Below are 22,696 nucleotides of genomic sequence, written 5' to 3'. Positions count from 1 at the left end.
GCCGCCCGACGGCTCCGCGCCAACCCGCCGCGGAGCGCGCAAGCCCGGCCGCTCCCTCCTGGCGCGGCCCCCATTCTGGTGACCAGGACCATCACTTCCATGACCGAATTTTCCGGCCTCGGCCTGATCGAGCCTCTTCTGCGCGCCGTCGCCGAGGAAGGCTACTCCACGGCCACGCCGATCCAGGCCGGCGCCATCCCGCTGCTGCTGGCCGGCCGCGACGTGCTGGGCCTCGCCCAGACCGGCACCGGCAAGACCGCGGCCTTCACGCTGCCGATCCTGCAGCGGCTGTTCCAGAACAAGAAGCGCGTGGCCGCCAAATCGCCCCGCGTGCTGATCCTGACGCCGACGCGCGAACTGGCACTTCAGATCGGCGACAGCTTCACCACCTATGGCCGCCATCTGCCGATCCGCCGCACCGTCATCCACGGCGGCGTCGGCCAGAGCCCGCAGGTCTCCGCCATCGCCCGCGGCGTCGAGGTGCTGATCGCCACCCCCGGCCGCCTGCTCGACCTGATGGCGCAGAACCACGTCAATCTCGGCACCATCGAGTTCTTCGTCCTCGACGAGGCCGACCGCATGCTCGACATGGGCTTCATCCGCGACGTGCGGAAGGTGGTCGCGGTGCTGCCGAAGGACCGGCAGACCCTGCTGTTCTCCGCCACCATGCCCGACGCCGTGGTGGACCTCGCCAACAGCATCCTGACCGATGCCGAGCGCATCGAGGTGACGCCGCAGTCGACCACGGTGGAGCGCATCAACCAGCGCGTCCTGTTCGTCGACCGCGCCGACAAGCGCCGCCTGCTGGCCGATCTGCTGGAAGATTCGGCGATGGCCCGCACCATCGTCTTCGCCCGCACCAAGCACGGTGCCGACCGCATCGCCGACCATCTGAAGAAGGCCGGCATCACCGCCGACGCCATCCACGGCGACAAGTCGCAGTCGGCCCGCGTCCGCGCGCTGGAGAGCTTCCGCAACGGCGAGCTGCGGGCGCTGGTGGCGACCGACATCGCCGCGCGCGGCATCGACATCGACGGCATCAGCCACGTCATCAACTTCGACCTGCCGAACGAGCCGGAAAGCTACGTCCACCGCATCGGCCGGACCGCGCGCGCCGGCACCGACGGCAGCGCGGTGTCCTTCTGCGACCATGAAGAGGTCGGCTATCTGAAGGACATCGAGAAGACGATCCGCCAGCCGATCCCGGCCGACACCACCCATCCCTACCATGCGGTGGAGGTGGCGCAGATCCACGCGTCGTCCAAACCGCCGCCCCGCCCCAAGGCGCCGGGCAGCAACCGCAACCAGAACAACCGCAACCAGCAGCAGGCCCGTCCCGCCGCGCCGAAGGCGGCGCCCAAGGCTGCCCAGCAGCCCGCCAAGGCGCCGCAGAAGGCCGGCAAGCCGGCCGGCGCCCCGCGTCCGGACGCCGCCCGCAACGACCAGAACCGCCACGACCGCCGCCCGGCCCCGCACGCCGTGTCGCATGGCAACAGCCATGGCAACGGCAGCGGCAAGCAGGCGCCGCGTGCGGCCGGCACCCCCGGCGGCAACACCCCGATGCGGCGCAAGCCCAACGCCGCCTGACCCCGACAGCTCGTCCACAAGGAAAAGGCCCCGTCTCCAGCGAGACGGGGCCTTTTTTCATCCGGTCCTCATCCAGGCCGGCCGGCGTTCAGCCCTGGGCTTCGGCAGCGTGCGCCGCCTGCACCGCCGGACGGGCGGCGACGCGTTCGGCGAAGGCCGTAAGGTTCGGGAAGGGCGACAGATCGAACTTGATGCGCGGCAGCCAGCTCAGCACCGTGTAGGCATAGGCGTCGGCGACGGTGAAGCTGTCGCCGGTCAGGTAGGCTTTGCCCTCCAACTGCTGGTTCAGCACCGCCAGCTTGCCGCTCAGGACCTTGGTCGCGAATTGGCGGTGGGTGTCGGACACCACGTCGTTCAACATCGGGAAGAGCGGGACGACGCCCTTGTGCAGTTCCGACCCGATGAAGTTCAGCAACTCCTGCACGCGGTAGCGCTCCATCGTGCCGGCCGCCGGGATCAGGCCGCTGGCAGGAGCCTTGTCGGCGATGTACTGCACGATCACCGCACCCTCGGTCAGGATGCCGCCCTCATCGAGCGCCAGGGTGGGCACCTGCCCCTTCGGGTTCACCGCGCGGAAATCGCTGCCGTCGGCCAGCGTCTTGGCCACGAGATCGACCTTGACCAGTTCGAAGGGCAGTCCCGCTTCGCGCAGGACGATGTGCGGCGACAACGAACAGGCGCCCGGCTTGTAAAAGAGCTTCATGTCTCCGGAACCCTCTTTGGGTGGTTGGCGCCGCCATGGCTACCCCAAAGAGACCGGCACCGCCAGTTTTCCCAAGCGGTCAGACGGCCTGTGCCGCCAGCTTCCGCGCCTGACGGTCGATGAACCACCAAGCGCCGCTCGATGCCACTCGGCACAAGCGGGTGTGCGGCTTCAACCCGCAGGCCTTGAACAGCATGGCGATGGCACGGTCGACATGCTTGCGGCGATAGCGGCCGAACGCCCGGCGCTTGTAGGCGGCGTTGTAGAGCTTGTGCTCATAGACGGCGTCGGCCGGCGCGTTGGCCGCGTAATAGGCATAGGCCAGTTCGTCGTCCTCCGACTCACCGATGCGCGACAGCGCCACCTTCAGCCGCTGGACCTTGTTCAGCCCTTCGCGGTCCAGATACTTCTTGGCGTAGGTGTAGAAGATTTTGTAATGGCGCAGTTCGTCGGCGGCGATGTTGCGGCAGATCTCCTTCAACACCGGCTCGTCGGTCGAATCGCCGATGGCGGCGTAATAGGAGCTGGTGCCGGTCTCCACCATGCAGCGGGCGATCATCTCGCCGGTGCGCGAACCACGGACCGAGGCGTCGAGGTCGATCGGCACGCGATAGCCAGCGCGGAAGCGCTCGACCGCCGCCCGAAAGTCGAAGGTCGGGTCGACCAGCTCGGCCCAGCGGCCCAGCGCCTCGCCATGCTGGACCTCCTCGACCGACCAGCCATGGGCGGCCTCCTGGAACTCAGGATCGTCGTTGAAGACGTTGCACAGATAGGCGGTGTAGTCGTCGGCGTTGAACTCCACCAGTGCCGCCGCCTTGATCAGCGGAACCAGGTCCGGATCGATCTTGCTGGCATCGAAACGGTCCCAGGGAAGCTCGTCGATCCGCCAATGCGCACGCGCCATGATCCGCTCTACCGCCTCGTTTTGGGCCGCTCTGCCGTGGCGGCCGGTTCATATCGGGAAAGGTTCGTTCCGGGAAAGGGTCCGCCCCCCATGTCCCCGCCTTTTGCCATCGGATGCGGCGGGCTTCACGGTTCAGGCCTTCGAATGTAATCGGTCTTCGCCGCGATGCAACCAAGTCGCAACGGAAAACGGGCGGCCTGGAAGCCCAAGCCGCCCGTTCCGTCGAAGAGATGTATGCCGTTCGCCCCAATGCAGGCCGACGGCCGCTGCCGCTCAGTGAGCGGAGCCCTGGCTCAGCGCGTCCAGCTTGGCACGCGCGACGGCCAGCTTGGACTCGGCGGCGGCCCGCTCGGCGTCGGACTTGCTGTCGTCCAGATCCTCGGACAGGTCCTTGATCTGCTTCTCGACCGCGGCGCGGTCCAGGTCGGTCAGCGCAACCGCTTCCTCGGCCAGGACGGTGCAGCGGGCCTCAGTCACCTCGGCGAAGCCGCCGGCGACGAAGACGCGGTCGACGATGCGGTCGCCTTCATAGACGTCGATGACACCCGGACGCACGGTCGAGATCATCGGCGAATGACCGGCGAGGACGCCGAAATCGCCTTCCGAACCCGGCACCACGACCATGTCCACGGGCTGCGACTTCAGCAGCTTTTCCGGCGAGACCAGCTCGAATTCGACTTTATCGGCCATGGGTTTCCTGGTGCCTCTTCATAGGAACCCCCTCCCCCGCTGACGGGGGGAGGGGGTGTGCTGATGTCGTTTTCCGCCCGGCCGTCTCACGCCTCTTCACAAGGCCGATGGGGCCGGGTCGGAATGCCGCGATCCCGGCCGGGATCAAACGACAGGATCAGGCGGCGGCCAGCTTCTTGGCCTTGGCGATCGCCTCGTCGATGGTGCCGACCATGTAGAAGGCAGCCTCCGGCAGGTGATCGTAGTCGCCATTCACGATGCCCTTGAAGCCCTTGATGGTCTCCTCGAGCGGGACCAGCACGCCCGGGGTGCCGGTGAACACCTCGGCGACGTGGAACGGCTGCGACAGGAAGCGCTGGATCTTACGGGCGCGGGCGACGACCAGCTTGTCCTCTTCCGACAGCTCGTCCATGCCCAGGATGGCGATGATGTCCTGCAGGGACTTGTAGGTCTGCAGAACCTTCTGCACCGAACGGGCGACGCCGTAGTGCTCCTCACCGACGACGCGCGGGTCGAGGATGCGGCTGGTCGAGTCGAGCGGATCCACGGCCGGGAAGATGGCCATTTCGGCGATCGAGCGCGACAGCACCGTGGTGGCGTCCAGGTGGGCGAAGGAGGCGGCCGGGGCCGGGTCGGTCAGATCGTCGGCGGGCACGTAAATGGCCTGCACCGAGGTGATCGAGCCCTTCTTCGTCGAGGTGATGCGCTCCTGCAGGGCGCCCATGTCGGTGCCCAGCGTCGGCTGATAGCCCACCGCCGACGGGATGCGGCCCAGCAGAGCCGACACTTCCGAACCGGCCTGCGTGAAGCGGAAGATGTTGTCCACGAAGAACAGCACGTCCTGGCCTTCCTCGTCGCGGAAATATTCCGCGAGCGTCAGGCCGCTCAGCGCGACGCGGGCGCGGGCGCCCGGCGGCTCGTTCATCTGGCCGTACACCAGGGCCACCTTGGAGCCCGGGCCGTCGAGCTTGATGACGCCCGACTCGATCATCTCGTGGTAAAGGTCGTTGCCCTCGCGGGTACGCTCACCCACGCCGGCGAACACCGACACACCGCCGTGCGCCTTGGCGACGTTGTTGATCAGCTCCATGATCGTCACGGTCTTGCCGACGCCGGCGCCGCCGAACAGGCCGATCTTGCCGCCCTTGGCGTAGGGGGCCAGCAGGTCGATGACCTTGATGCCGGTGATCAGCACTTCGGCGTCCGTCGACTGGTCGACGAAGTCCGGGGCCTGACGGTGGATCGGCAGGGTGCGGGCGGCGTTGACGGCGCCGCGCTCGTCGATCGGCTCGCCGATGACGTTGATGATGCGGCCGAGCGTCTCCGGACCGACCGGCACGGCGATCGGGTTGCCAGTGTCCGTCACTTCCGAGCCACGCACCAGACCGTCGGTGCTGTCCATGGCGATGGTGCGGACCGTGCTCTCGCCCAGGTGCTGCGCCACTTCCAGAACGAGGGTCTTGCCGTCGTTCTGGGTGTGCAGGGCGTTCAGGATCGCAGGCAGGTCGCCGTTGAACTGCACGTCCACGACGGCGCCCGTGACCTGCGTGATCTTGCCGACAGAATTGGTGGTGGCCATGGAGTAAAGCTCCCTAGGAACTCGGTAAGTGTCGGTATGCCGTCGCCGGCGCAAATGGGCTTGACCCTACGGGTCGGATGCCGCCGTTACAGGGCCTCGGCACCGGAGATGATCTCGATCAGCTCCTTGGTGATGTAGGCCTGGCGCGTCCGGTTGTAGGTGATCGTCAGCTTGTTGATCATGTCGCCGGCGTTGCGCGTCGCGTTGTCCATCGCGGTCATCCGGGCGCCCTGCTCGGACGCGGCGCTCTCCAGGAGGGCGCGGTAGATCTGGATGGACAGGTTGCGCGGCAGCAGTTCGGCGAGGATCTGCTCCTCGTCCGGCTCGAACTCATAGAGCGGCTTCACCTCGTCGGTGGCCGCGACCGCCTCGCCGGGGACGGCGAACGGAATGAGCTGCTGAACCGTGACGATCTGGGAGATCGCCGACTTGAACTTGTTGAAGACGACGGAGCAGACGTCGAACTCGCCGGCGTCGAACATCGCCAGCACCTTCGTCGCCACCATGTCGGCGTCGCTGAAGCCGAGCCGGCGGCGGCCGACATCCTCGTAGCTCTCGACGATCAGCGAGGCGAACTCACGGCGCAGCTGGTCGCGGCCCTTGCGGCCGACGGTCAGCACCTTGACGGTCTTGCCCTCGCCCTGCAGGCGCGTGATCTGGCGCTTGGCCTCGCGGACGATGGAGCCGTTGAAGGCGCCGCACAGACCGCGGTCGGAGCTGATGACGACCAGCAGATGCACCTTGTCGGCGCCCGTCCCGGTCATCAGCTTCGGCCCGTTGCCGCTGTCCTGCACGTTGGCGGCCAGGGACGACAGCATCCGGCCCATACGCTCCGCGTAGGGACCGCTGGCTTCCGCCTGCTCCTGGGCGCGGCGCAGCTTGGAAGCCGCAACCATCTTCATGGCCGAGGTGATCTTGCGCGTCGACTGGACGCTCGCGATCCGGTTCTTTAGGTCCTTGAGGTTAGGCATGCCGGCCCTTCAATTCCGCTCGAGGTCGTTCCGTGACCGTCTCTTCAAGACGGTGGGGGGCGGTTTCCCGCCCCCGCGCGCGGTCGGTCAGGCGAAGACCTTGGCGAAGCCGTCGAGGAAAGCCTTCAGCTTCTCTTCGGTCGCCGAGGTGATCTGCTTGTCGGTGCGGATCGCCGCCAGGATATCGGCGCCCTTGGCGCGGATTTCCGACAGGAACTTGGCCTCGAAGCGGTTGACGTCCTCGACCTTGATGGCGTCCAGGTAGCCCTTCACGCCGGCGAAGATCGACACGACCTGCTCTTCAACCGGCAGCGGCTGGAACTGGCCCTGCTTCAGCAGCTCGGTCAGACGGGCGCCACGGGCCAGCAGGCGCTGGGTCGAGGCGTCGAGGTCCGAGGCGAACTGGGCGAAGGCGGCCATCTCGCGGTACTGCGCGAGTTCCATCTTGATGGTGCCGGCGACCTGTTTCATCGCCTTGATCTGGGCGGCGGAGCCGACGCGGCTCACCGAAAGACCGACGTTGATGGCAGGGCGGATGCCCTTATAGAACAGGCCGGTTTCCAGGAAGATCTGACCGTCGGTGATCGAGATCACGTTGGTCGGGATGTAGGCGGACACGTCGCCGGCCTGGGTTTCGATGACCGGCAGGGCGGTCAGCGAGCCGTTGCCGTGGGCGTCGCCCATCTTCGCGGCGCGCTCCAGCAGGCGGCTGTGGAGGTAGAACACGTCGCCCGGGTAGGCTTCGCGGCCCGGCGGACGGCGGAGCAGCAGCGACATCTGGCGGTAGGCGACGGCCTGCTTGGACAGATCGTCGTACACGATCAGGGCGTGCATGCCGTTGTCGCGGAAATACTCGCCCATCGTGCAGCCGGTGTACGGCGCCAGGAACTGCAGCGGAGCCGGCTCCGACGCGGTGGCGGCGACGACGATGGAGTATTCCATGGCGCCGGCGTCTTCCAGGGTCTTGACGATCTGGGCGACGGTGGAGCGCTTCTGGCCGACGGCGACGTAGATGCAGTAGAGCTTCTTGCTCTCGTCGTCGCCCTGGTTGATCGGCTTCTGGTTCAGGAAGGTGTCGATGACGACGGCGGTCTTGCCGGTCTGACGGTCACCGATGATCAGCTCGCGCTGGCCGCGCCCGATCGGAACCAGGCTGTCGACGGCCTTCAGGCCGGTCTGCATCGGCTCGTGCACCGACTTGCGCGGGATGATGCCGGGGGCCTTCACTTCCACGCGGGTGCGGGTCACGTCGACCAGCGGGCCCTTGCCGTCGATCGGGTTGCCCAGGCCGTCCACGACGCGGCCCAGCAGGCCACGGCCGACCGGAACGTCGACGATGGTGCCGGTGCGCTTGACGGTGTCGCCTTCCTTGATGCCGCGGTCGTCGCCGAAGATCACGATACCGACATTGTCGGTCTCGAGGTTCAGCGCCATGCCCTGCAGGCCACCTGGGAACTCGACCATTTCGCCGGCGCGGACGTTGTCCAGGCCGTGCACGCGGGCGACGCCGTCACCCACCGACAGGACCTGACCAACCTCGGCGACATCCGCCTCGGTCCCGAAATTCGCGATCTGCTGCTTGAGGATCGCAGAGATTTCTGCGGCGCGGATATCCATCAGACTGATCCCCCTGAGGCCTTCATGGCGAGTTGCAATTTGTTCAGCTTCGTTCGCACCGAGGTATCGACCATGCGCGAGCCGAACTTAACGATCATGCCGCCGATCAACTCCGGATCGACGGAGGTGTTCACCAGCACCTTGGAACCGATGGACGCCTTGAGCGCGTCGATGACGGCGTTGCGCTGGGCATCGCTCAGCGGCTGGGCCGAGGTGACCTGCGCCGTGACCTCGCCGCGGCGCCGGGCCAGTTCGGCCAGGAAGCCTTCGATCATGCCGTCGATCGAGAACAGGCGGCGGTTGGCCGCCACCAGCCCGATGAAGCGCTTGGTCAGATCGGACACGCCGGCGCTGTCCAGGACAGCGGCCATGGCCTTGCCCTGATCGGCGCGGCTGATGACGGGGCTGCGGACGAGGCGACGGAGGTCAGCGCTCTCGGCCAGGATCTGCTTCAGCGTGGTCAGATCGCTCGCGACCGTGTCCAACGCCTGGTTTTCGTCCGCAAGCTCGAACAGCGCGATGGAGTAACGCGCGGCGAGTTCGGATACGCCTGTTCCTTCGGATGCCACCTGATCCCTCGAATTGAGTTCGGTAGACGGTGAATTCGGCGGCCTTATAGGGTGTCAACCCGAGGCACAAACACCCCGGCCGCGAAAGCGAGCGGTCCAATATCACAGGAATCGCGCCCACGCAACGGGGTCTGGACAATTTGGCTGCGGCGTTTTGAGCAACTGCGGAATCATTGGTCGCAACTGCGTTCGCCAATGACTCGAGTCGCTCTCGACTGGTCATACCGGCTGTGACTTCGATGTGGCCCTATTGCCTGTTTAATTCAAGGTTAACCAATCTGATCCACGGTCGGCCGGAACCGCGCGGGTGGGCGATCCGACCTTGGTTTCCCGTCATTTTGCCCCGCCGCAGCCGCTCCAGGCGACCAGGGACCCTTCCGCGATGACCATCCTGCCGACGACCGACACCGTTGCGACTGCCGACGCGGACACCGCCGCCGGTGCCGGCTCCCGTGGGGAAGAGCGCGGGGCGACCGTCATCCAGTTCTGCCGCGCCCGCTTTACCCCGGACGATATGGATGCCTTCGCCGCCGTGGCCGAACCGAAGATTCGCGACGGTCATTGGGCCGGTGTGCTGCGCGAGTCGGGACGCGATCACGACCGGCTTCTGGTGCTGCTGCCCGAGGTGGACCGCCCCGTCTTCCGCTTCGAACGCGACGCCAAGGGCCGCTACAGCCTGTCCTTCCACGACCGGTCGGGCTGGTACGGCATCGGCGCCGGTGACAGCGCCGCGGACTGCCTGTCGATCTGGCGCCCGCGCCGCCCGCGGGCTTTCTGACCCGCTTCGGCCGGGACCGGCGGCCATCCCGAAATTTCACCATGTAAAAAAGTGACGTGCGGCAACCCGCCGCACCGGTTTCACAAACACCTCAACGATACACGGCACCTCAGCGATAGACACCGACCGCCAGCATGTATGGCTTGCCGTTCAACACCAGACGGCGGGCATGCATCGTCTTGCGCGCGACCTGGCCCGTCAGCGGATCGATCCATCGATAGGTGACGTCGGTCCGTCCGTCGCGCGCCACCCCGTCCAGCGCCTCGCGGATGAAGGGCTTGCCCTCGATGTCGTGCAACTCGTTCAGGTTCGACCCGTTCAGCGTCGCGGTCCAGCCATGGGCGACCATCACCCCCTTGTCGTCCAGCAGCATCGGGTAGAGGTCGCGGTCGGTGAAAGCGCTATCATGGCCGGCAAACGCTTCGGCCGCCGCGTCCGGACCGATCCGCTCCAGCAACTGCTGGGCACGGTCGATCATCGTCAGCGCCTCGGCGTCGGTGCCGCGGGTGCGGGCCGGAGCGCCGGCGGCGAACGCGATGACCGCCAGCAGCAGAAGAACCGGCAGCACGGTCAGCAGGGTTTGCCGCTGAACGCGCAGACGAAGCTTGGAGAGCATGCCGACCATCAGCCCGAACCTGTCCCTATGACGTTTGGCTCCGCGGGTTTCATCCCGGCAGGGATGTTTCGATTCGGAACCATCCCTGCCGTGGTAATACCATGCCCCGCGCTGTGCAATGGACCAAACGTCACAGGTGCCATGCCGGATCGCCCACGGGACCGCATCGTGTCAATTCGCCGCAGCCTGGTCCGATCGCCTTAACCGCACCTAAAGGAAGCTGTAGGGATCGACATCGATCTGCACGCGGATGGCCGGCGGGATCTCCACCCTGTCCAGCCACTCCGCGATCAGCGGCTGAACCTGGGTGCTGCGCGGCGCCTTCATCAGCAGGCGGCGGCGGTGCCGCCCGCGCAGCAGCGCCAGCGGCGCCGGGGCCGGCCCCAATATATGGACGGTGTCGCTGCGCGGTGCCGCGCGGCCCAGCGCCATCGCCACCCGCTCCACCAGCGTCGGATCCTCCCCCGACACGATCAGCGCCGCCAGCCGGCCGAAGGGCGGCATGCCGGCCTCCAGCCGCATCTCCGCCTCCAGCTGATAGAAGCCGTCGCGGTCGCCGGCGGCCAGCGCCTGCATCACCGGGTGTTCGGGCATGAAGGTCTGCAGCATCACCCGGCCCGGCCGCTCGCCGCGCCCGGCACGTCCCGCCACCTGATGCAGCAGCTGATAGGTGCGCTCCGCCGCCCGCAGGTCGCCGCCGTTCAGCCCCAGATCGGCATCGACCACCCCGACCAGCGTCAGCATCGGGAAATGGTGGCCCTTGGCCATCACCTGGGTGCCGATGATGATGTCCAGTTCGTGCCGGCCGATGCTCTCCACCATCTCCTGGATGGCGCGCGGACCGTGCAGGGTGTCGGACGCCATGATGGCGGCGCGGGCGTCGGGGAACAGCTCCGCCACCTCTTCGGCGATGCGCTCGACGCCGGGACCGCAGGCGGCCATCGTCCCTTCCTCGCCGCAGTCCGGGCAGGCATGGGGCAAGGGCTGCTGCAAACCGCAATGGTGGCATTGCAGCTTGCGGGCAAGCCGGTGCTCCACCAGCCACGCCGTGCAGTTCGGGCATTGCATGCGGTGGCCGCAGGCCCGGCACAGGGTCAGCGGGGCATAGCCGCGGCGGTTCAGGAACAGCATCGCCTGTTCGCCGCCGGCCAGCGTGTCGGTCAGCGCCTTGCGCAGGCTGGGCGCCAGCCAGTGCCGGGCGGGAGGACGGTCGCGCCGCAGATCGACCAGTTCCACGTCGGGCAGCACGGCGCCGCCATGGCGGGACGGCAGCTCGATCCGGGCATAGCGGTGGCTGTCGGCGTTGACCTTGGTCTCCAGCGACGGCGTGGCCGACACCAGCACAATCGGCAGCCCGCCGAGATGCGCCCGCGCCACCGCCATGTCGCGGGCATGGTAGATCGCCCCCTCCTCCTGCTTGTAGGCGGAGTCGTGTTCCTCATCGACGATGATGACGCCCAGGTCGGGATAGGGCAGGAACAGCGCCGAGCGCGCCCCGACCACCACCGGCACCTCGCCCTTCGACACCGCGCGCCAGGTGTCGCGGCGCTGCGCCCCAGTCAGCTCCGAATGCCATTCCGCCGGCGGAGCGCCGAAGCGGCGGGCGAAGCGGTCGAGCCACTGCGCCGACAGCGCGATCTCCGGCAGCAGCACCAGTGCCTGCTTGCCCTGTTCCAGCGCCGCGGAGATCGCCTCGTAATAGACCTCCGTCTTGCCCGATCCGGTGACGCCGTCGAGCAGGACGGTGGAATAGCATCCCGAGGTCACCCGCTCGCGCAGATCGTCGGCCGCCCCCTGCTGGTTCGCCGACAGGGCGGGTCCGGGCCGGCGCCAGTCCGGCCGGCCGAGCCGCGTCGGTTGCAGCATCACCGGGTCGAGCAGCCCGGCCTCGGCCAGCCCGCGCACCACCGTCACGCCGCAGCCGGCCTCCTCGGCCAGTTCCGAGGGCGTGCGCGGAGGCCCATCCGTCAGCAGCGCCAGGATGCGCTTGCGCGGGTCGGTCATCTTGAAGCCGGGCGGCGGTTCCGCATCCGGCTTGCGCAGATAGGCCAGCATCGGCTTGGGTGGCTCCAGCGCCGACGGCACGCTGACCGCCATGCGCAGGACGAAGCCCGGCGGCGTCATGGTGTAGGCGGCGACCCATTCGACGAAGCGGCGGCCGACCTCGGTCATCGGCGGCACATCGAACCGGCGCACCACCGCCTTCAGCCGGCCGGACTCCACCGTCCCGGCGCCGGGGCCCCAGACGACGCCGATCAGCCGGCGCGGCCCCAGCGGCACCTCGACGAAATCGCCGGGAACCAGCGCCATTCCGTCGGGCACGCGGTAGTCGTAGGCCTCGCGCAAGGGCAGCGGCAGCAGCACGGCGACGCGGCGGTCCGGCCCGCGCTGCTGCGGCTTCGCCGGGAAATCTGCGGAATTTGCCGTGGAATCGCCTTCGGGCTGCCCCGTTTCGGGCGCGTCCCCAAGAAGATCCCCCTGAAAGCCCGGGGCGGAACTGGCGGAAATCGAACGCATCGGCTAGAGTGGCCTCATGTCCCGGGCACCGGGCGGGACGGCGCGTCGGTCAGCTTTCCGGCGCGGCCGGTTCCGGTCAACATCAGCAAGCATGGACCCTTCGTCATGAAGTTCTTCGTCGACACCGCCGACATCGCCGAGATCCGCGATCTGGCCGATACCGGTCTGCTGGATGGTGTTACCACCAACCCCTCCCTGATCGCCAAGTCCGGCCGTCAATTCCTCGACCTCGTGGCCGAGATTTGCGACGTCGTCAACGGTCCGGTCAGCGCCGAGGTGGCGTCCACCGACTTCGAGACCATGCTCGCCGAGGCCCACAAGATCGCCAAGCTCTCCCACCGCGTCGCGGTGAAGGTGCCGCTGACCCCGGCCGGCCTGAAGGTCTGCAAGATCATCTCGTCCGAAGGGACGATGGTCAACGTCACGCTGTGCTTCTCCCCCGCCCAGGCGATCCTGGCGGCCAAGGCCGGCGCCAGCTTCGTCTCGCCCTTCGTCGGCCGCCTGGACGACATCGGCCAGGACGGCATGGGCATCATCAAGGACATCTGCGAGATCTATAACAATTACGACGCCTTCAAGACCGAGGTGCTGGTCGCCTCGATCCGCAACCCGATGCACATCGTAAAGGCCGCCCGCCTGGGCGCCCATGTCGTGACCGCGCCGGCGTCGGTGCTGAAGCAGCTGTTCAACCACCCGCTGACCGACAAGGGTCTCTCCCAGTTCGTCGAGGACTGGAAGAAGACCGGCCAGTCGATCCTGTAAGGCGGGCCGGAGCGATCATGGCCGACAGGGGCCGCGAACCGGGCCACCCCCCGCGTCAGGCGTCGACGCTCTCTTCGGAGGATGTGCGCGCCTATCTGCGGACCCACCCGGACTTCCTGGCCCAGAACGCCGATCTGGTCCACCACCTGACCCCGCCGTCGCTCGACCGCGGGCGTGGGGTGGTGGACCTCCAGGCCTTCATGGTCGACCGGCTGCGCGCCGAGGTCCGCACTCTCAAGGACCAGCAGCGCGAGCTGATCGGCACCAGCCGGGCCAACCTGAACAGCCAGAACCGCATCCATGCCGCGGTGCTGTTCCTGCTCGACGCCCAGAGCTTCGAACAGCTGATCCAGACCATCACCACCGACCTCGCGGTCCTGCTCGACCTCGACGTCGCCTGTCTGGTCATCGAATCCAACGGCACCGACATCCCCCATGTCCACCGCTCCGGCGTGCGGGTGGTGGAGCCGGGCGCCATCGCCGGCCGGCTGGGCCGCGCCGACGTGGTGCTGAACACCGACATCCAGGGCGATCCCGAGATCTACGGCCCCGGCGCCGGTCTCGTCCGGTCGGAGGCGCTGATCCGCATCCAGGTCTCCAGCGAGACGCCCGACGGGTTGCTCGCCTTCGGCAGCCGCGAACCCGACACCTTCCACAGCGGCCAGGGCACCGAGCTGGTCGGCTTCCTCGCCCGCGTGATCGAGCGGGTGATCCGCGGCTGGCTGGAGCTGCCGGCGTGACAGACCCTGTTCCCATTGCTCCAGGTTTGGGTTTTTCCGCCAAGCCCGATGTCCAGGACGTGCTGGCCCACTGGCGGCGCTGGATGGAGAGCGAGAAGGCGGTTTCCCGCCACACCCTGTCGGCCTACACCGCCGATGTGGGAGAGTTCCTGCGATTCCTCACCGAATTCCGCGGCGGCTCCCCGCCCTCGCTCAACGATCTGGGCGACCTGAAGGCGGTGGATTTTCGCGCCTGGATGTCCCGGCTGGCGATGGACGGGCTGGTCGGGGCCAGCCGGGCGCGCAAGCTGGCGTCGGTGCGCAACCTGTTCCGTTGGCTGGACCGCAGCGGCCGGCTGCACAATCCCGCCGTCGCCACGCTGGCGACCCCGAAGGTCAAGCGTCCCGCCCCGCGTCCGCTGACCGAGATCGACGCCGACCGCCTGCTGGAGGAGGCCGAGCGCGAGCGCGATGAGCCGTGGATCGGCAAGCGCGACCGCGCCCTGTTCACCCTGCTCTACGGCTGCGGCCTGCGCATTTCCGAAGCCCTGGGACTGGCGCGCAAGGACGCCCCGCTGGGCGACACGCTGCGCGTCACCGGCAAGGGGCGCAAGGACCGCATGATCCCGGTCCTGCCGGCTGTGACGGACGCGGTGCGCGCCTATATCGAGTCCTGTCCCTTCACGCTCGCGCCCGACGGCCCCCTGTTCGTCGGCACCCGCGGCGGCCGGCTGAACGCCGGCGTCGCCCAGCACCAGATGCAGAAGCTGCGCGCCCTGATGGGCATGCCGGACAGCGCCACCCCGCACGCCCTGCGACATAGTTTCGCGACCCACCTTTTGGCGGACGGCGGCGACCTGCGCGCCATCCAGGACCTGCTCGGTCACGCATCGCTCTCCACGACCCAGCGCTACACGGACGTTGAGAACGAGCAGCTGATGAACGTGTACCGCAATGCCCATCCGCGGGCGCGCAAGGGCTGACGCTCACGGCCCCTAAACGCTTGTGCATATTAGCGTATTCATTTCTGTTCGTATGGCATCGTCATTTGCCGTGTGGCGGTTGGCCAGCCCCTAACGCTCACTATGAGATCCTGAGATCACGATAACATTGCCTGCAAAGATCATTGAAGTTTCTGATCTAAGCGCTCCAAATTACCTTAGAGAATAACTCGGAGATACAACTTAAGGCGCACAGGCGAGATTTGACCCCTTAATTCTCGTTAATCTGTCGTTAACTTTGGAGTTTGACAGTTTCCCCTATCCACACGGCGGCGACGGGGGAGATGTTTTATGCAGACGAAATCCATCCAATCGAAGATTGCGATGCTATCGGGCTTTTGTTTGGCAGGCACCGTTGCCGTCCTTGTCGGCTTCGCCGTCCTGTCGACACGCTCAAGCAATGAATTCGTCACCGGGAACGTCGAACGGATTCTCGAAAGCAAAACGACGGAGTCCCTGCAGAATCTCGCGGCCACCCAGGCCGGACTGCTGCGGTCGGAATTCGACACCGCGCTGAATGCCGCGCGGACGATGGCAAGCGGCTTCTCCAGCCTCGCCGACGATGGAGTGCCCGGCAATGTCCCGCCGGACCGGCGGCGTGAGGCCTTCAACAGCGTGCTGCTGTCGGTGCTGAAGCGCAACCCGCTGTTCAATGGCACCTATTCGGCGTGGGAGCCCGACGCGCTCGATGGCCGGGACGAGGAGTTCCGCGGTCGCCGCGAGACCGGCACCGACGCCACCGGACGCTTCATTCCCTACTGGAACCGCGACCAGAACGGCCGCATCGCCATGCAGCCGCTGGTCGAATATGACAGCCGCGACCGTCACCCCAACGGCGTGATGAAGGGCGGCTGGTACATCGGCCCGCAGGAGACCGGACGCGAAAGCGTGCTCGACCCCCTGCCCTACATCGTGCAGGGCAAGCAGGTGTTCCTGGCGACCCTGTCGGTTCCGGTGGTCATCGGCGGCAAGTTCCGCGGCGTGGCCGGCGCCGACTTCAACCTCGACTTCGTCCAGCAGCTGTCGACGAAGGTCAGCGCCGCGGTGTTCAACGGACGCAGTCAGGTGGTCATCATCAGCAACATGGGTCTGATCGTCGCCCACAGCGCCCGGCCCGACCTGATCGGCCAGTCGATCTCCACCTTCGACGCCTCCTGGCAGGCCGATCTGGCGAGCGTCCAGGCGGGCAAGCCGCATGTCGACATCGAAGCCTCCACCAACATGCTGCGCAGCTTCGCTCCCATCACGCTCGGCAACACCGAGAAGCCGTGGGCCGTGCTGGTCCAGGTGCCGAAGGACATCGTGCTGGCCGACGGCATGGCGCTGTCCTTGGCGCTGGGGGAGCGGGCCAATTCCAACATCCTCTGGCAGGTCACCGTCGGCGCCCTGGTCGCGCTCGGTGCCGTCGCGGTGATGTGGGTGGTCGCCGGCGGCGTCGCCCGGCCGATCCGCGCCAGTGTGGCCTTCGCCGAAGGCATCGCCGCCGGCCGCTTCGACCAGACGCTGGACATCCGGCAGTCCGACGAGGTCGGCGCGCTGGCCGAGGCCCTGCGCAAGATGATGGCCGAGCTGAAGCGGATGATCGACCAGCGGGCCGAAGATCAGGCCAAGGCCGACGCCGAGCGCCGCAAGGCCATGCTGCAGCTGGCCGACACCCTGGAAGCCCAGGTGATGAATGTGGTGGACGGCGTCGACCGTGCCGCCCAGTCGATGACCGGCACCGCCCAGACGATGACCGCCACCGCGACCCAGACCAGCCAGCAGGCCGGCGTGGTCGCCAACGCCTCCCAGGATGCCAGCAGCAACGTGCAGACCGTCGCCAGCGCCACGGAGGAGCTGTCGGCCTCGATCCAGGAGATCGGCGAAAGCGTCAACCGTTCCGCCCAGATCGCCCGCGAGGCGGTGGAGGCGGCCCAGCAGGCCAACGGCCAGGTCCTGAGCCTGACAGAGGCCGCGGAGAAGATCGGCACGGTGGTGCAGCTGATCCAGGACATCGCCAGCCAGACCAACCTGCTGGCGCTGAACGCCACCATCGAGGCCGCCCGCGCCGGAGAGGCCGGCAAAGGCTTCGCCGTGGTCGCCCAGGAAGTGAAGAGCCTCGCCAGCCAGACCGCCAAGGCGACGGAGGAGATCGCCGGCCACGTCACCGGCATGCAGCGCGTCACCGGCGAGACTGCCGGCGCCATCAAGGGCATCGGCGGCATCATTGCCCAGATCGACGAGATCTCCACCGCCATCGCCGCCGCGGTGGAGGAACAGGGCTCCGCCACCGCCGAGATCGCCCGCAATGTCCAGCAGGCCGCCAGCGGCACCCAGGAGGTGACGAAGACCATCGCCGACGTCCGCAGCGCCGCCGTCGAGGCCGGCCATTCCGCCGAGAACGTCCTGTCGGTCTCCGGCCAGCTCGCCGGCGACGCCGGCCGCCTGCGCACCGCGGTGAACGGCTTCCTGTCGACGATCCGCGCCGCCTGACGGACGGCACCGGCGCCAATGCGAAAAAGGCTCCCCCGCCAGATGGCGGGGGAGCCTTTCGTCGTTGCGGGCCTTGCGGCCCACGGTTCGTAGGTGCCGAGGATCAGATGTGCAGCGGACGGCCATCCACCGCCAGCGCCGCTTCCTTGACCGCTTCCGACAAAGTCGGGTGGGCGTGGCAGGTGCGGGCGACGTCTTCGGCCGACGCGCTGAACTCCATGGCCAGCACCAGCTCGCCGATCATCTCCGACACGTTCGGGCCGATCATGTGGACGCCCAGCACCTGATCGGTGGCGGCATCCGACAGGATCTTCACGAAGCCGTCGGTGTTGCCGCCGGCACGGGCGCGGCCGTTGGCGGTGAACGGGAACTTGCCGGCCTTGTAGGCGACGCCCGCGGCCTTCAGCTGCTCCTCGGTCTTGCCGACGGCGGCGACTTCCGGCCAGGTGTAGACGACGCCGGGAACCAGGTCGTGGTTGACGTGGCTCTTCTGGCCGGCCAGCTGCTCAGCCAGGGCGACGCCCTCTTCCTCGGCCTTGTGGGCCAGCATCGGGCCTTCGACCACGTCGCCGATGGCGTAGATGCCGGGCACGTTGGTCTGGAAGTGGTGGTCGATCTTGACGCGGCCGCGGTCCAGCTCGACGCCCACCGTCTCAAGGCCGAGGCCTTCGGTGTAGGGGCGGCGGCCGATGGCGACCAGGACGGTGTCGGCCTCGATGGTCTGCGCGGCACCGCCGGCGGCGGGCTCGACCGTCAGGGTCACGCCGGTCCCGGTCACGGACGCGCCGGTCACCTTGGTGCTCAGCTTGAAGTCCATGCCCTGCTTGGCGAAGATGCGCTGGGCCTGCTTCGACAACTCGTTGTCCATGGTCGGCAGCACGCGGTCGAGATACTCGACCACGGTCACCTTGGCGCCCAGGCGGCCCCAGACCGAGCCCAGTTCCAGCCCGATCACGCCGCCGCCGATGACGACCAGATGCTTCGGCACCTCCGGCAGCGACAGGGCGCCGGTGGAGGACACCACGCGCTTCTCGTCGATGGCGATGCCCGGCAGCGGGGTCACGTCCGACCCGGTGGCGATGACGATCGCCTTCGACGCGGTGATGGCGCCGACGCCCTCGACCTCGACGGTGTTGGCGGCGGTGATCTTGCCGGCACCCTTCAGCCAGGCGATCTTGTTCTTCTTGAACAGGAACTCGATGCCGGTGACGTTGTCCTTGACGACCTTGTCCTTGTGGGCCTGCATGCCCGGCAGGTCGAGTTCGACGCCGCCGACCTTGATGCCGAACTTGGCGAGGCCGTGGGCCGCTTCCTCGAACTTCTCCGACGCCGCCAGCAGAGCCTTGGACGGGATGCAGCCGACGTTCAGGCAGGTGCCGCCCAGCGTCCCCCGCTTCTCGACGCAGGCTACCTTGAAGCCGAGCTGCGCCGCGCGGATCGCGCAGACATACCCGCCGGGGCCGCCGCCGATCACAACGACGTCAAAAGTGCTTTCAGCCATGAGAGGCTTTCCTTTCGCCATTCTTGCTCGTTGCCAAAAGCCGTCCCATCCAGCGGGGAGGGCACGCGGGATCATCCGCGGGGCGATTTATGCCCGCGCTCACGCCCCGTGGCAACGGGACACTTCGTCTCTGGAGGCAGGGTTGCCCAATGGACGGCGGTCAGAACCCGAGGTCGCGGTAAAGCTCCGCCAGCTGGATGTCGAGGCCGGCGGTCTCCAGCACCAGCCTCCCCTCCTCCTCCAGCACCTCGGGTGCGGCAGGCCAGAGATTGTCCGAATCGCGGCGGTGCAGTTCCGCCCGGATGGTCCGGGAGTCGAGGAACAGGATCTCGCGCACCGACGGCATGGCGGCATAGGCATGCAGCTTGGCACGCTGCGCCTTCTCCTCCGTCGGCGACAGGATCTCCACCAGCAGCACCGGGGCGGTGGTGTAGGGGACTTCCGGGTCGAAGGGCTCGCAGGTCACGGCAAGGTTAGCGACCCGGTAATTGTGGGTCGGGTCGAAATGCGGACGGACGCCGGCTTCCGACAGGGCGCGGCAACGGCTTCCATCCCTCTTGCCTTTCTCCCGCAACGCATCGCGCAAAGCGGCGCCCAAGGCGATCTGCAGGGTGCTGTGTGCCGGGCTTGGATGCACCTGCCCGACGATCCCGCCATCGACGAGTTCGTACCGGGCGTCGTCCCGGAACTCCATCGCCAGGAACTCCTCGACGGTCGTCAGCGGGGTGAAGCGGCGGGCGAGCGGCATGGCGGTCTCCGATCCGGACGATGACGTTCGGGAACAGTGCCAATGTAGTCCATTCCGGCATGGAAGCGAAGGGCACCCCTTTTGCGCAAGGCTCCTCCACTTCCGATTCCGGAAACCTTTACGGCCCCGCTTGCGTTCAAATCGGCATCACATCGCCACCGCAACGGAGACCACCGCCATGACCACCATCAAGAAGTTCGCCCTGCTCGCCGTCCTGGGCACCCTGCTGGGCACCACGCTGGCCGCCTGCAACACGGTCGAGGGCGCCGGCCAGGACGTGCAGGCCGGCGGCCGCGCCATCGAGCGTGGCGCCGACAACGTCCAGAAGAAGATGTAATCCCGAAGCACTCGCGGTCTCGGACAACGCCCTCCGGAGCCGGCCCCAAAAAGCAATGGCCTCCCATGCGGTTCGGATCGAACGCATGGGAGGCCATTGCTGTGCTGGACAATCGGCGCGGCAGGTCGAATCGGTTGCCGACGTCCCGCGATCCGCCTCAGCGGCTCCTGGCCTTGCGGGCGGCGTAGCGGGCATCGCGGGCGGCTTTCGCCTCCGCTGCGGTCGCCACCTGGCGCTTGGCCTGCTCGGCAAGCTCCTGAACCGCCAGCGCCTCGCGAGCGGCCTGCTCGGCCTGTTTGGCCTTCAACGCTTCCTGTTCGGCGGTCTTGCGGGCATCGCGGGCGGCATTGCGTTCAGCCTCGCGGGCCTCGCGGGCGACGCGAACGGCCAGCCGGGCCGCTTCACGCTCCGCGAAGATCGGATCGTTCACGCCGGGCTGCGCCTTGAACTTTTCCAGCAGTGCCTTCTTCGCGCCGGCAGCTGCGCTCAGACGCTCCGAAAGCCCTGCATTCTTAAAACCGTTCATATCCATCCATTTCATGAGTTTGCCGTGCCCGCAGGCAGGCGGTCAGACAAACCTTACATCGGGCTCGGCCATCACAGGCGGCGATGGACAGGGCCGCCAATAGCGGCATGCGGCGCCGGGGATCAGCGGTCCCGGCTGCGGCGCTCCCGAATTCCGGTACAAAAAAAGGCGGCCGAAGCCGCCCTTTCTCTTCGAACCTGCTGCGCTCAGAGCGCGCGCAGATTCTCCGCCGCAACCTTGCCGCGGCGCGGATCGCGGATCGCGTCGAAGGACAGCTTCTGGCCTTCACCGAGGTTGCTGATCCCAGCGCGCTCGACAGCGGAGATGTGGACGAACACGTCGGCCGTGCCGTCTTCCGGCTGAATGAAGCCAAAGCCCTTGGTCGAATTGAAAAACTTTACGGTACCGATAGCCATGGGTCAGTTCCCTTCCTGGCGTTGCCCTGCGCGAGACTGCGCAGGTGCATCAATTTCACTTCGGGGAAGAGACCCAGATCCGCAAGACGAATCGGAACAACAAAGCCCAGAGCAACGTCGACCATCCATAGATGGGCCATGGACCGGCAGCTTACAAGTGACAATCGATACCGTCTGAGAATTCATACTGGCCGACAATCGATACCGGCGATGCCGACCCGCCTGATCGTTTCAGCCCTTCATGCGCTTGATGGTGTTGGTCGTGCTCTGTCCCTGGACCAGCTCGGCCAGCACCACTTTTCCGCCATAGCTCTGGACGAAATCCGCCCCCACCACCGTCGCGATGGTGTAGTCGGCTCCCTTGATCAGCACGTCGGGGCGCAGGGCGTGGATCAGCGTCTCCGGCGTGTCCTCGCCGAAGATCACCACCAGATCGACGCAGCCCAGCGACGCCAGAACCGTGGCGCGCGCCGTCTCGTTCTGGACCGGCCGGCTTTCGCCCTTCAGCCGCTTCACCGACGCATCGCTGTTCAGCCCGACCACCAGCACGTCGCAGGCGGCGCGGGCCTGCTTCAGCAGCGCGATGTGGCCGGGGTGCAGCAAATCGAAGCAGCCGTTGGTGAAGCCGACCCGCTTGCCGCGCAGCCGCCAGCGCTCCGCCCGTTCCGCCGCAGCGTCACGGGTCAGCACCTTTTCCTCGCCATGGCGCCACTGCTGCTCGTGCAGGCCGGACAGCAGTTCGGCCGAGCGGACCACCGCCGTGCCGACCTTGCCCACCACGATGCCGGCCGCCAGATTGGCAAGCCGCGCCGAATCGACCAGATCGATCCCCACCGACAGTGCGGCGGTCAGCGTCGCCACCACGGTGTCGCCGGCGCCGGACACGTCGAACACCTCGCGCGCCTCGGCCGGCAGATGCACCGCATCCCCGGCGGTCACCACCGACATGCCCTGCTCGCTGCGGGTGGCGACGACGGCGCCGATGCCGCAGGTGGCGATCAGGTGGCGGGCGGCGGCGATCACCTCCTCGTCGGTGCGTGCCGGCAGGCCGGTGGCCTCCATCAGCTCCTTGCGGTTCGGCGTGACGATGTCGGCCCCGCGATAGCGGCGGTAGTCGCGCCCCTTCGGATCGACCACCACGGTGCGCCCGGCCCGCCGCGCGGCGGCGATCACCGCCACCACCAGCTCGTCGGTCAGCACGCCCTTGCCATAGTCGGACAGAATGACGCCGCCCACCTCGGGCAGCAGGTCACGCACCCGCTCCAGCACGCGGTCGGTCACGGTGATCGGGACCACCGTCTCAATGTCGGTGCGCAGAAGCTGCTGCTGGCCGGCGATGAAGCGGGTCTTCACCGTGGTCTGGCGCCCGTCCTCCATCACGATGGCGCCGTCGCTGACGCCCTCGCGACGCAGCAGGGCCAGCAGATCGGTGCCGACGCCGTCGCGCCCGACCACCGAGACGAAGCGGCAGTCCGCCTCCAGCGCCACCAGATTGGCCGCGACATTGCCGGCGCCGCCCAGCTTGGGCACTTCGCGGTCAACGCGCAGGACGGGAATCGGCGCCTCCGGCGACACCCGGTCCACCGAACCATAGACGAAACGGTCAAGCATCACGTCGCCAATGCACAGCACGTTGGCGCGCGACAGGGTGTCGATGTGACGGGCAAGGTCGCTCATGGCGCC

21 protein-coding genes are annotated in these 22,696 nt (G+C 67.4%); 7 read left to right on the top strand and 14 right to left on the bottom strand.

Translation table 11 applies throughout. The features are described from left to right. Positions 1 to 99 precede the first annotated feature (99 nt). Positions 100 to 1,587 (top strand): DEAD/DEAH box helicase, encoded by a 1,488-nt coding sequence (locus ABNQ40_RS18815; protein WP_199235238.1) that lies wholly within the window; start codon positions 100 to 102, stop codon positions 1,585 to 1,587. 88 nt (positions 1,588 to 1,675) lie between these two features. On the opposite strand, the gene gstA is transcribed toward ABNQ40_RS18815, so the two are convergent. The 7 genes from gstA to ABNQ40_RS18780 form a co-directional block, all read right to left on the bottom strand. After that, complete coding sequence (gene gstA / locus ABNQ40_RS18810; RefSeq protein ID WP_109048031.1) at positions 1,676 to 2,290, bottom strand: glutathione transferase GstA; 615 nt, start codon at positions 2,288 to 2,290, stop codon at positions 1,676 to 1,678. A 79-nt stretch (positions 2,291 to 2,369) separates the two neighbouring features. After that, positions 2,370 to 3,194 carry an acyl-ACP desaturase gene (locus ABNQ40_RS18805; RefSeq protein WP_109048032.1) on the bottom strand — a complete coding sequence of 275 codons (825 nt, stop codon included), beginning with the start codon at positions 3,192 to 3,194 and terminating at the stop codon, positions 2,370 to 2,372. Between the two features lie 273 nt (positions 3,195 to 3,467). After that, complete coding sequence (locus ABNQ40_RS18800; RefSeq protein ID WP_109048033.1) at positions 3,468 to 3,884, bottom strand: F0F1 ATP synthase subunit epsilon; 417 nt, start codon at positions 3,882 to 3,884, stop codon at positions 3,468 to 3,470. 157 nt (positions 3,885 to 4,041) lie between these two features. Then, complete coding sequence (gene atpD / locus ABNQ40_RS18795; protein ID WP_109048034.1) at positions 4,042 to 5,463, bottom strand: F0F1 ATP synthase subunit beta; 1,422 nt, start codon at positions 5,461 to 5,463, stop codon at positions 4,042 to 4,044. A gap of 86 nt (positions 5,464 to 5,549) precedes the next feature. After that, entirely contained in the window at positions 5,550 to 6,434 is an 885-nt protein-coding gene (locus ABNQ40_RS18790) for a F0F1 ATP synthase subunit gamma (RefSeq protein ID WP_109048035.1), read from the bottom strand. Positions 6,435 to 6,521: 87 nt separating this feature from the next. Further along, the gene (gene atpA / locus ABNQ40_RS18785; RefSeq protein ID WP_098739059.1) at positions 6,522 to 8,051 is read right to left on the bottom strand and encodes a F0F1 ATP synthase subunit alpha; all 1,530 of its coding nucleotides are present in this window, start codon (positions 8,049 to 8,051) and stop codon (positions 6,522 to 6,524) included. Further along, positions 8,051 to 8,620: a F0F1 ATP synthase subunit delta gene (locus ABNQ40_RS18780; RefSeq protein ID WP_098739058.1), complete on the bottom strand. Its 570-nt coding sequence runs from the start codon at positions 8,618 to 8,620 to the stop codon at positions 8,051 to 8,053. Before ABNQ40_RS18780 ends, atpA begins: the two co-directional genes overlap by 1 nt. 382 nt (positions 8,621 to 9,002) lie before the next feature. Here ABNQ40_RS18780 and ABNQ40_RS18775 point away from each other — a divergent pair, with 382 nt between their 5' ends. After that, a complete protein-coding gene (locus tag ABNQ40_RS18775; protein WP_109048036.1) occupies positions 9,003 to 9,398 on the top strand; it encodes a hypothetical protein in 396 nt (131 codons plus the stop codon). A gap of 109 nt (positions 9,399 to 9,507) precedes the next feature. On the opposite strand, the gene ABNQ40_RS18770 is transcribed toward ABNQ40_RS18775, so the two are convergent. Continuing rightward, positions 9,508 to 10,014, bottom strand: a complete 507-nt coding sequence (locus tag ABNQ40_RS18770) for a cache domain-containing protein (protein ID WP_247879576.1) — start codon at positions 10,012 to 10,014, stop codon at positions 9,508 to 9,510. 210 nt (positions 10,015 to 10,224) lie between these two features. Further along, complete coding sequence (locus ABNQ40_RS18765) at positions 10,225 to 12,531, bottom strand: primosomal protein N' (protein WP_247879577.1); 2,307 nt, start codon at positions 12,529 to 12,531, stop codon at positions 10,225 to 10,227. 105 nt (positions 12,532 to 12,636) lie between these two features. On the opposite strand from ABNQ40_RS18765, the gene fsa reads away from it, so the two are divergent. From fsa to ABNQ40_RS18745, 4 genes are all read left to right on the top strand, one after another. Further along, the gene (gene fsa / locus ABNQ40_RS18760; RefSeq protein ID WP_109048038.1) at positions 12,637 to 13,293 is read left to right on the top strand and encodes a fructose-6-phosphate aldolase; all 657 of its coding nucleotides are present in this window, start codon (positions 12,637 to 12,639) and stop codon (positions 13,291 to 13,293) included. Between the two features lie 17 nt (positions 13,294 to 13,310). Beyond that, the gene (locus tag ABNQ40_RS18755) at positions 13,311 to 14,033 is read left to right on the top strand and encodes a DUF484 family protein (protein ID WP_109048039.1); all 723 of its coding nucleotides are present in this window, start codon (positions 13,311 to 13,313) and stop codon (positions 14,031 to 14,033) included. Continuing rightward, positions 14,030 to 14,995 (top strand): tyrosine recombinase XerC, encoded by a 966-nt coding sequence (locus ABNQ40_RS18750; protein ID WP_109048040.1) that lies wholly within the window; start codon positions 14,030 to 14,032, stop codon positions 14,993 to 14,995. Before ABNQ40_RS18755 ends, ABNQ40_RS18750 begins: the two co-directional genes overlap by 4 nt. A gap of 309 nt (positions 14,996 to 15,304) precedes the next feature. Next, on the top strand, positions 15,305 to 17,485 hold the full coding sequence (locus tag ABNQ40_RS18745) for a methyl-accepting chemotaxis protein (protein ID WP_391348543.1): 2,181 nt from the start codon (positions 15,305 to 15,307) through the stop codon (positions 17,483 to 17,485). A 103-nt stretch (positions 17,486 to 17,588) separates the two neighbouring features. Here ABNQ40_RS18745 and lpdA read toward each other — a convergent pair whose 3' ends face one another. Both lpdA and ABNQ40_RS18735 read right to left on the bottom strand, forming a co-directional pair. Next, positions 17,589 to 18,986: a dihydrolipoyl dehydrogenase gene (gene lpdA / locus ABNQ40_RS18740; RefSeq protein WP_391348541.1), complete on the bottom strand. Its 1,398-nt coding sequence runs from the start codon at positions 18,984 to 18,986 to the stop codon at positions 17,589 to 17,591. Between the two features lie 160 nt (positions 18,987 to 19,146). Continuing rightward, complete coding sequence (locus ABNQ40_RS18735; RefSeq protein WP_109052006.1) at positions 19,147 to 19,734, bottom strand: Uma2 family endonuclease; 588 nt, start codon at positions 19,732 to 19,734, stop codon at positions 19,147 to 19,149. Between the two features lie 178 nt (positions 19,735 to 19,912). On the opposite strand from ABNQ40_RS18735, the gene ABNQ40_RS18730 reads away from it, so the two are divergent. Further along, positions 19,913 to 20,071, top strand: coding sequence for an entericidin A/B family lipoprotein (locus ABNQ40_RS18730; protein WP_042692070.1), 159 nt, complete (start codon positions 19,913 to 19,915; stop codon positions 20,069 to 20,071). A 157-nt stretch (positions 20,072 to 20,228) separates the two neighbouring features. Here the strand turns inward: ABNQ40_RS18730 and ABNQ40_RS18725 are convergent, their stop codons facing one another. The 3 genes from ABNQ40_RS18725 to rfaE1 form a co-directional block, all read right to left on the bottom strand. Next, positions 20,229 to 20,597 carry a DUF6481 family protein gene (locus tag ABNQ40_RS18725; RefSeq protein WP_109052005.1) on the bottom strand — a complete coding sequence of 123 codons (369 nt, stop codon included), beginning with the start codon at positions 20,595 to 20,597 and terminating at the stop codon, positions 20,229 to 20,231. A gap of 206 nt (positions 20,598 to 20,803) precedes the next feature. Continuing rightward, positions 20,804 to 21,013 carry a cold-shock protein gene (locus tag ABNQ40_RS18720; protein WP_109052004.1) on the bottom strand — a complete coding sequence of 70 codons (210 nt, stop codon included), beginning with the start codon at positions 21,011 to 21,013 and terminating at the stop codon, positions 20,804 to 20,806. Positions 21,014 to 21,244: 231 nt separating this feature from the next. After that, on the bottom strand, positions 21,245 to 22,690 hold the full coding sequence (rfaE1, locus tag ABNQ40_RS18715) for a D-glycero-beta-D-manno-heptose-7-phosphate kinase (protein WP_109052003.1): 1,446 nt from the start codon (positions 22,688 to 22,690) through the stop codon (positions 21,245 to 21,247). Positions 22,691 to 22,696 lie beyond the last annotated feature (6 nt).

Origin of the sequence: Azospirillum sp. A23, assembly GCF_042938965.1 — a bacterium.
Taxonomy (GTDB): domain Bacteria; phylum Pseudomonadota; class Alphaproteobacteria; order Azospirillales; family Azospirillaceae; genus Azospirillum; species Azospirillum melinis.
This window is presented reverse-complemented; position numbering and strand designations above follow the sequence as displayed.

Excerpts from the sequence above, each read along its gene's own strand:
- ABNQ40_RS18815 (WP_199235238.1), top strand. The coding sequence starts at position 100 with ATGACCGAATTTTCCGGCCTCGGCCTGATCGAGCCTCTTCTGCGCGCC.
- gstA (WP_109048031.1), bottom strand. The coding sequence starts at position 2,290 with ATGAAGCTCTTTTACAAGCCGGGCGCCTGTTCGTTGTCGCCGCACATC.
- ABNQ40_RS18805 (WP_109048032.1), bottom strand. The coding sequence starts at position 3,194 with ATGGCGCGTGCGCATTGGCGGATCGACGAGCTTCCCTGGGACCGTTTC.
- ABNQ40_RS18800 (WP_109048033.1), bottom strand. The coding sequence starts at position 3,884 with ATGGCCGATAAAGTCGAATTCGAGCTGGTCTCGCCGGAAAAGCTGCTG.
- atpD (WP_109048034.1), bottom strand. The coding sequence starts at position 5,463 with ATGGCCACCACCAATTCTGTCGGCAAGATCACGCAGGTCACGGGCGCC.
- ABNQ40_RS18790 (WP_109048035.1), bottom strand. The coding sequence starts at position 6,434 with ATGCCTAACCTCAAGGACCTAAAGAACCGGATCGCGAGCGTCCAGTCG.
- atpA (WP_098739059.1), bottom strand. The coding sequence starts at position 8,051 with ATGGATATCCGCGCCGCAGAAATCTCTGCGATCCTCAAGCAGCAGATC.
- ABNQ40_RS18775 (WP_109048036.1), top strand. The coding sequence starts at position 9,003 with ATGACCATCCTGCCGACGACCGACACCGTTGCGACTGCCGACGCGGAC.
- ABNQ40_RS18770 (WP_247879576.1), bottom strand. The coding sequence starts at position 10,014 with ATGCTCTCCAAGCTTCGTCTGCGCGTTCAGCGGCAAACCCTGCTGACC.
- ABNQ40_RS18765 (WP_247879577.1), bottom strand. The coding sequence starts at position 12,531 with ATGCGTTCGATTTCCGCCAGTTCCGCCCCGGGCTTTCAGGGGGATCTT.
- fsa (WP_109048038.1), top strand. The coding sequence starts at position 12,637 with ATGAAGTTCTTCGTCGACACCGCCGACATCGCCGAGATCCGCGATCTG.
- ABNQ40_RS18755 (WP_109048039.1), top strand. The coding sequence starts at position 13,311 with ATGGCCGACAGGGGCCGCGAACCGGGCCACCCCCCGCGTCAGGCGTCG.
- ABNQ40_RS18745 (WP_391348543.1), top strand. The coding sequence starts at position 15,305 with ATGCAGACGAAATCCATCCAATCGAAGATTGCGATGCTATCGGGCTTT.
- lpdA (WP_391348541.1), bottom strand. The coding sequence starts at position 18,986 with ATGGCTGAAAGCACTTTTGACGTCGTTGTGATCGGCGGCGGCCCCGGC.
- ABNQ40_RS18735 (WP_109052006.1), bottom strand. The coding sequence starts at position 19,734 with ATGCCGCTCGCCCGCCGCTTCACCCCGCTGACGACCGTCGAGGAGTTC.
- ABNQ40_RS18730 (WP_042692070.1), top strand. The coding sequence starts at position 19,913 with ATGACCACCATCAAGAAGTTCGCCCTGCTCGCCGTCCTGGGCACCCTG.
- ABNQ40_RS18725 (WP_109052005.1), bottom strand. The coding sequence starts at position 20,597 with ATGAACGGTTTTAAGAATGCAGGGCTTTCGGAGCGTCTGAGCGCAGCT.
- ABNQ40_RS18720 (WP_109052004.1), bottom strand. The coding sequence starts at position 21,013 with ATGGCTATCGGTACCGTAAAGTTTTTCAATTCGACCAAGGGCTTTGGC.
- rfaE1 (WP_109052003.1), bottom strand. The coding sequence starts at position 22,690 with ATGAGCGACCTTGCCCGTCACATCGACACCCTGTCGCGCGCCAACGTG.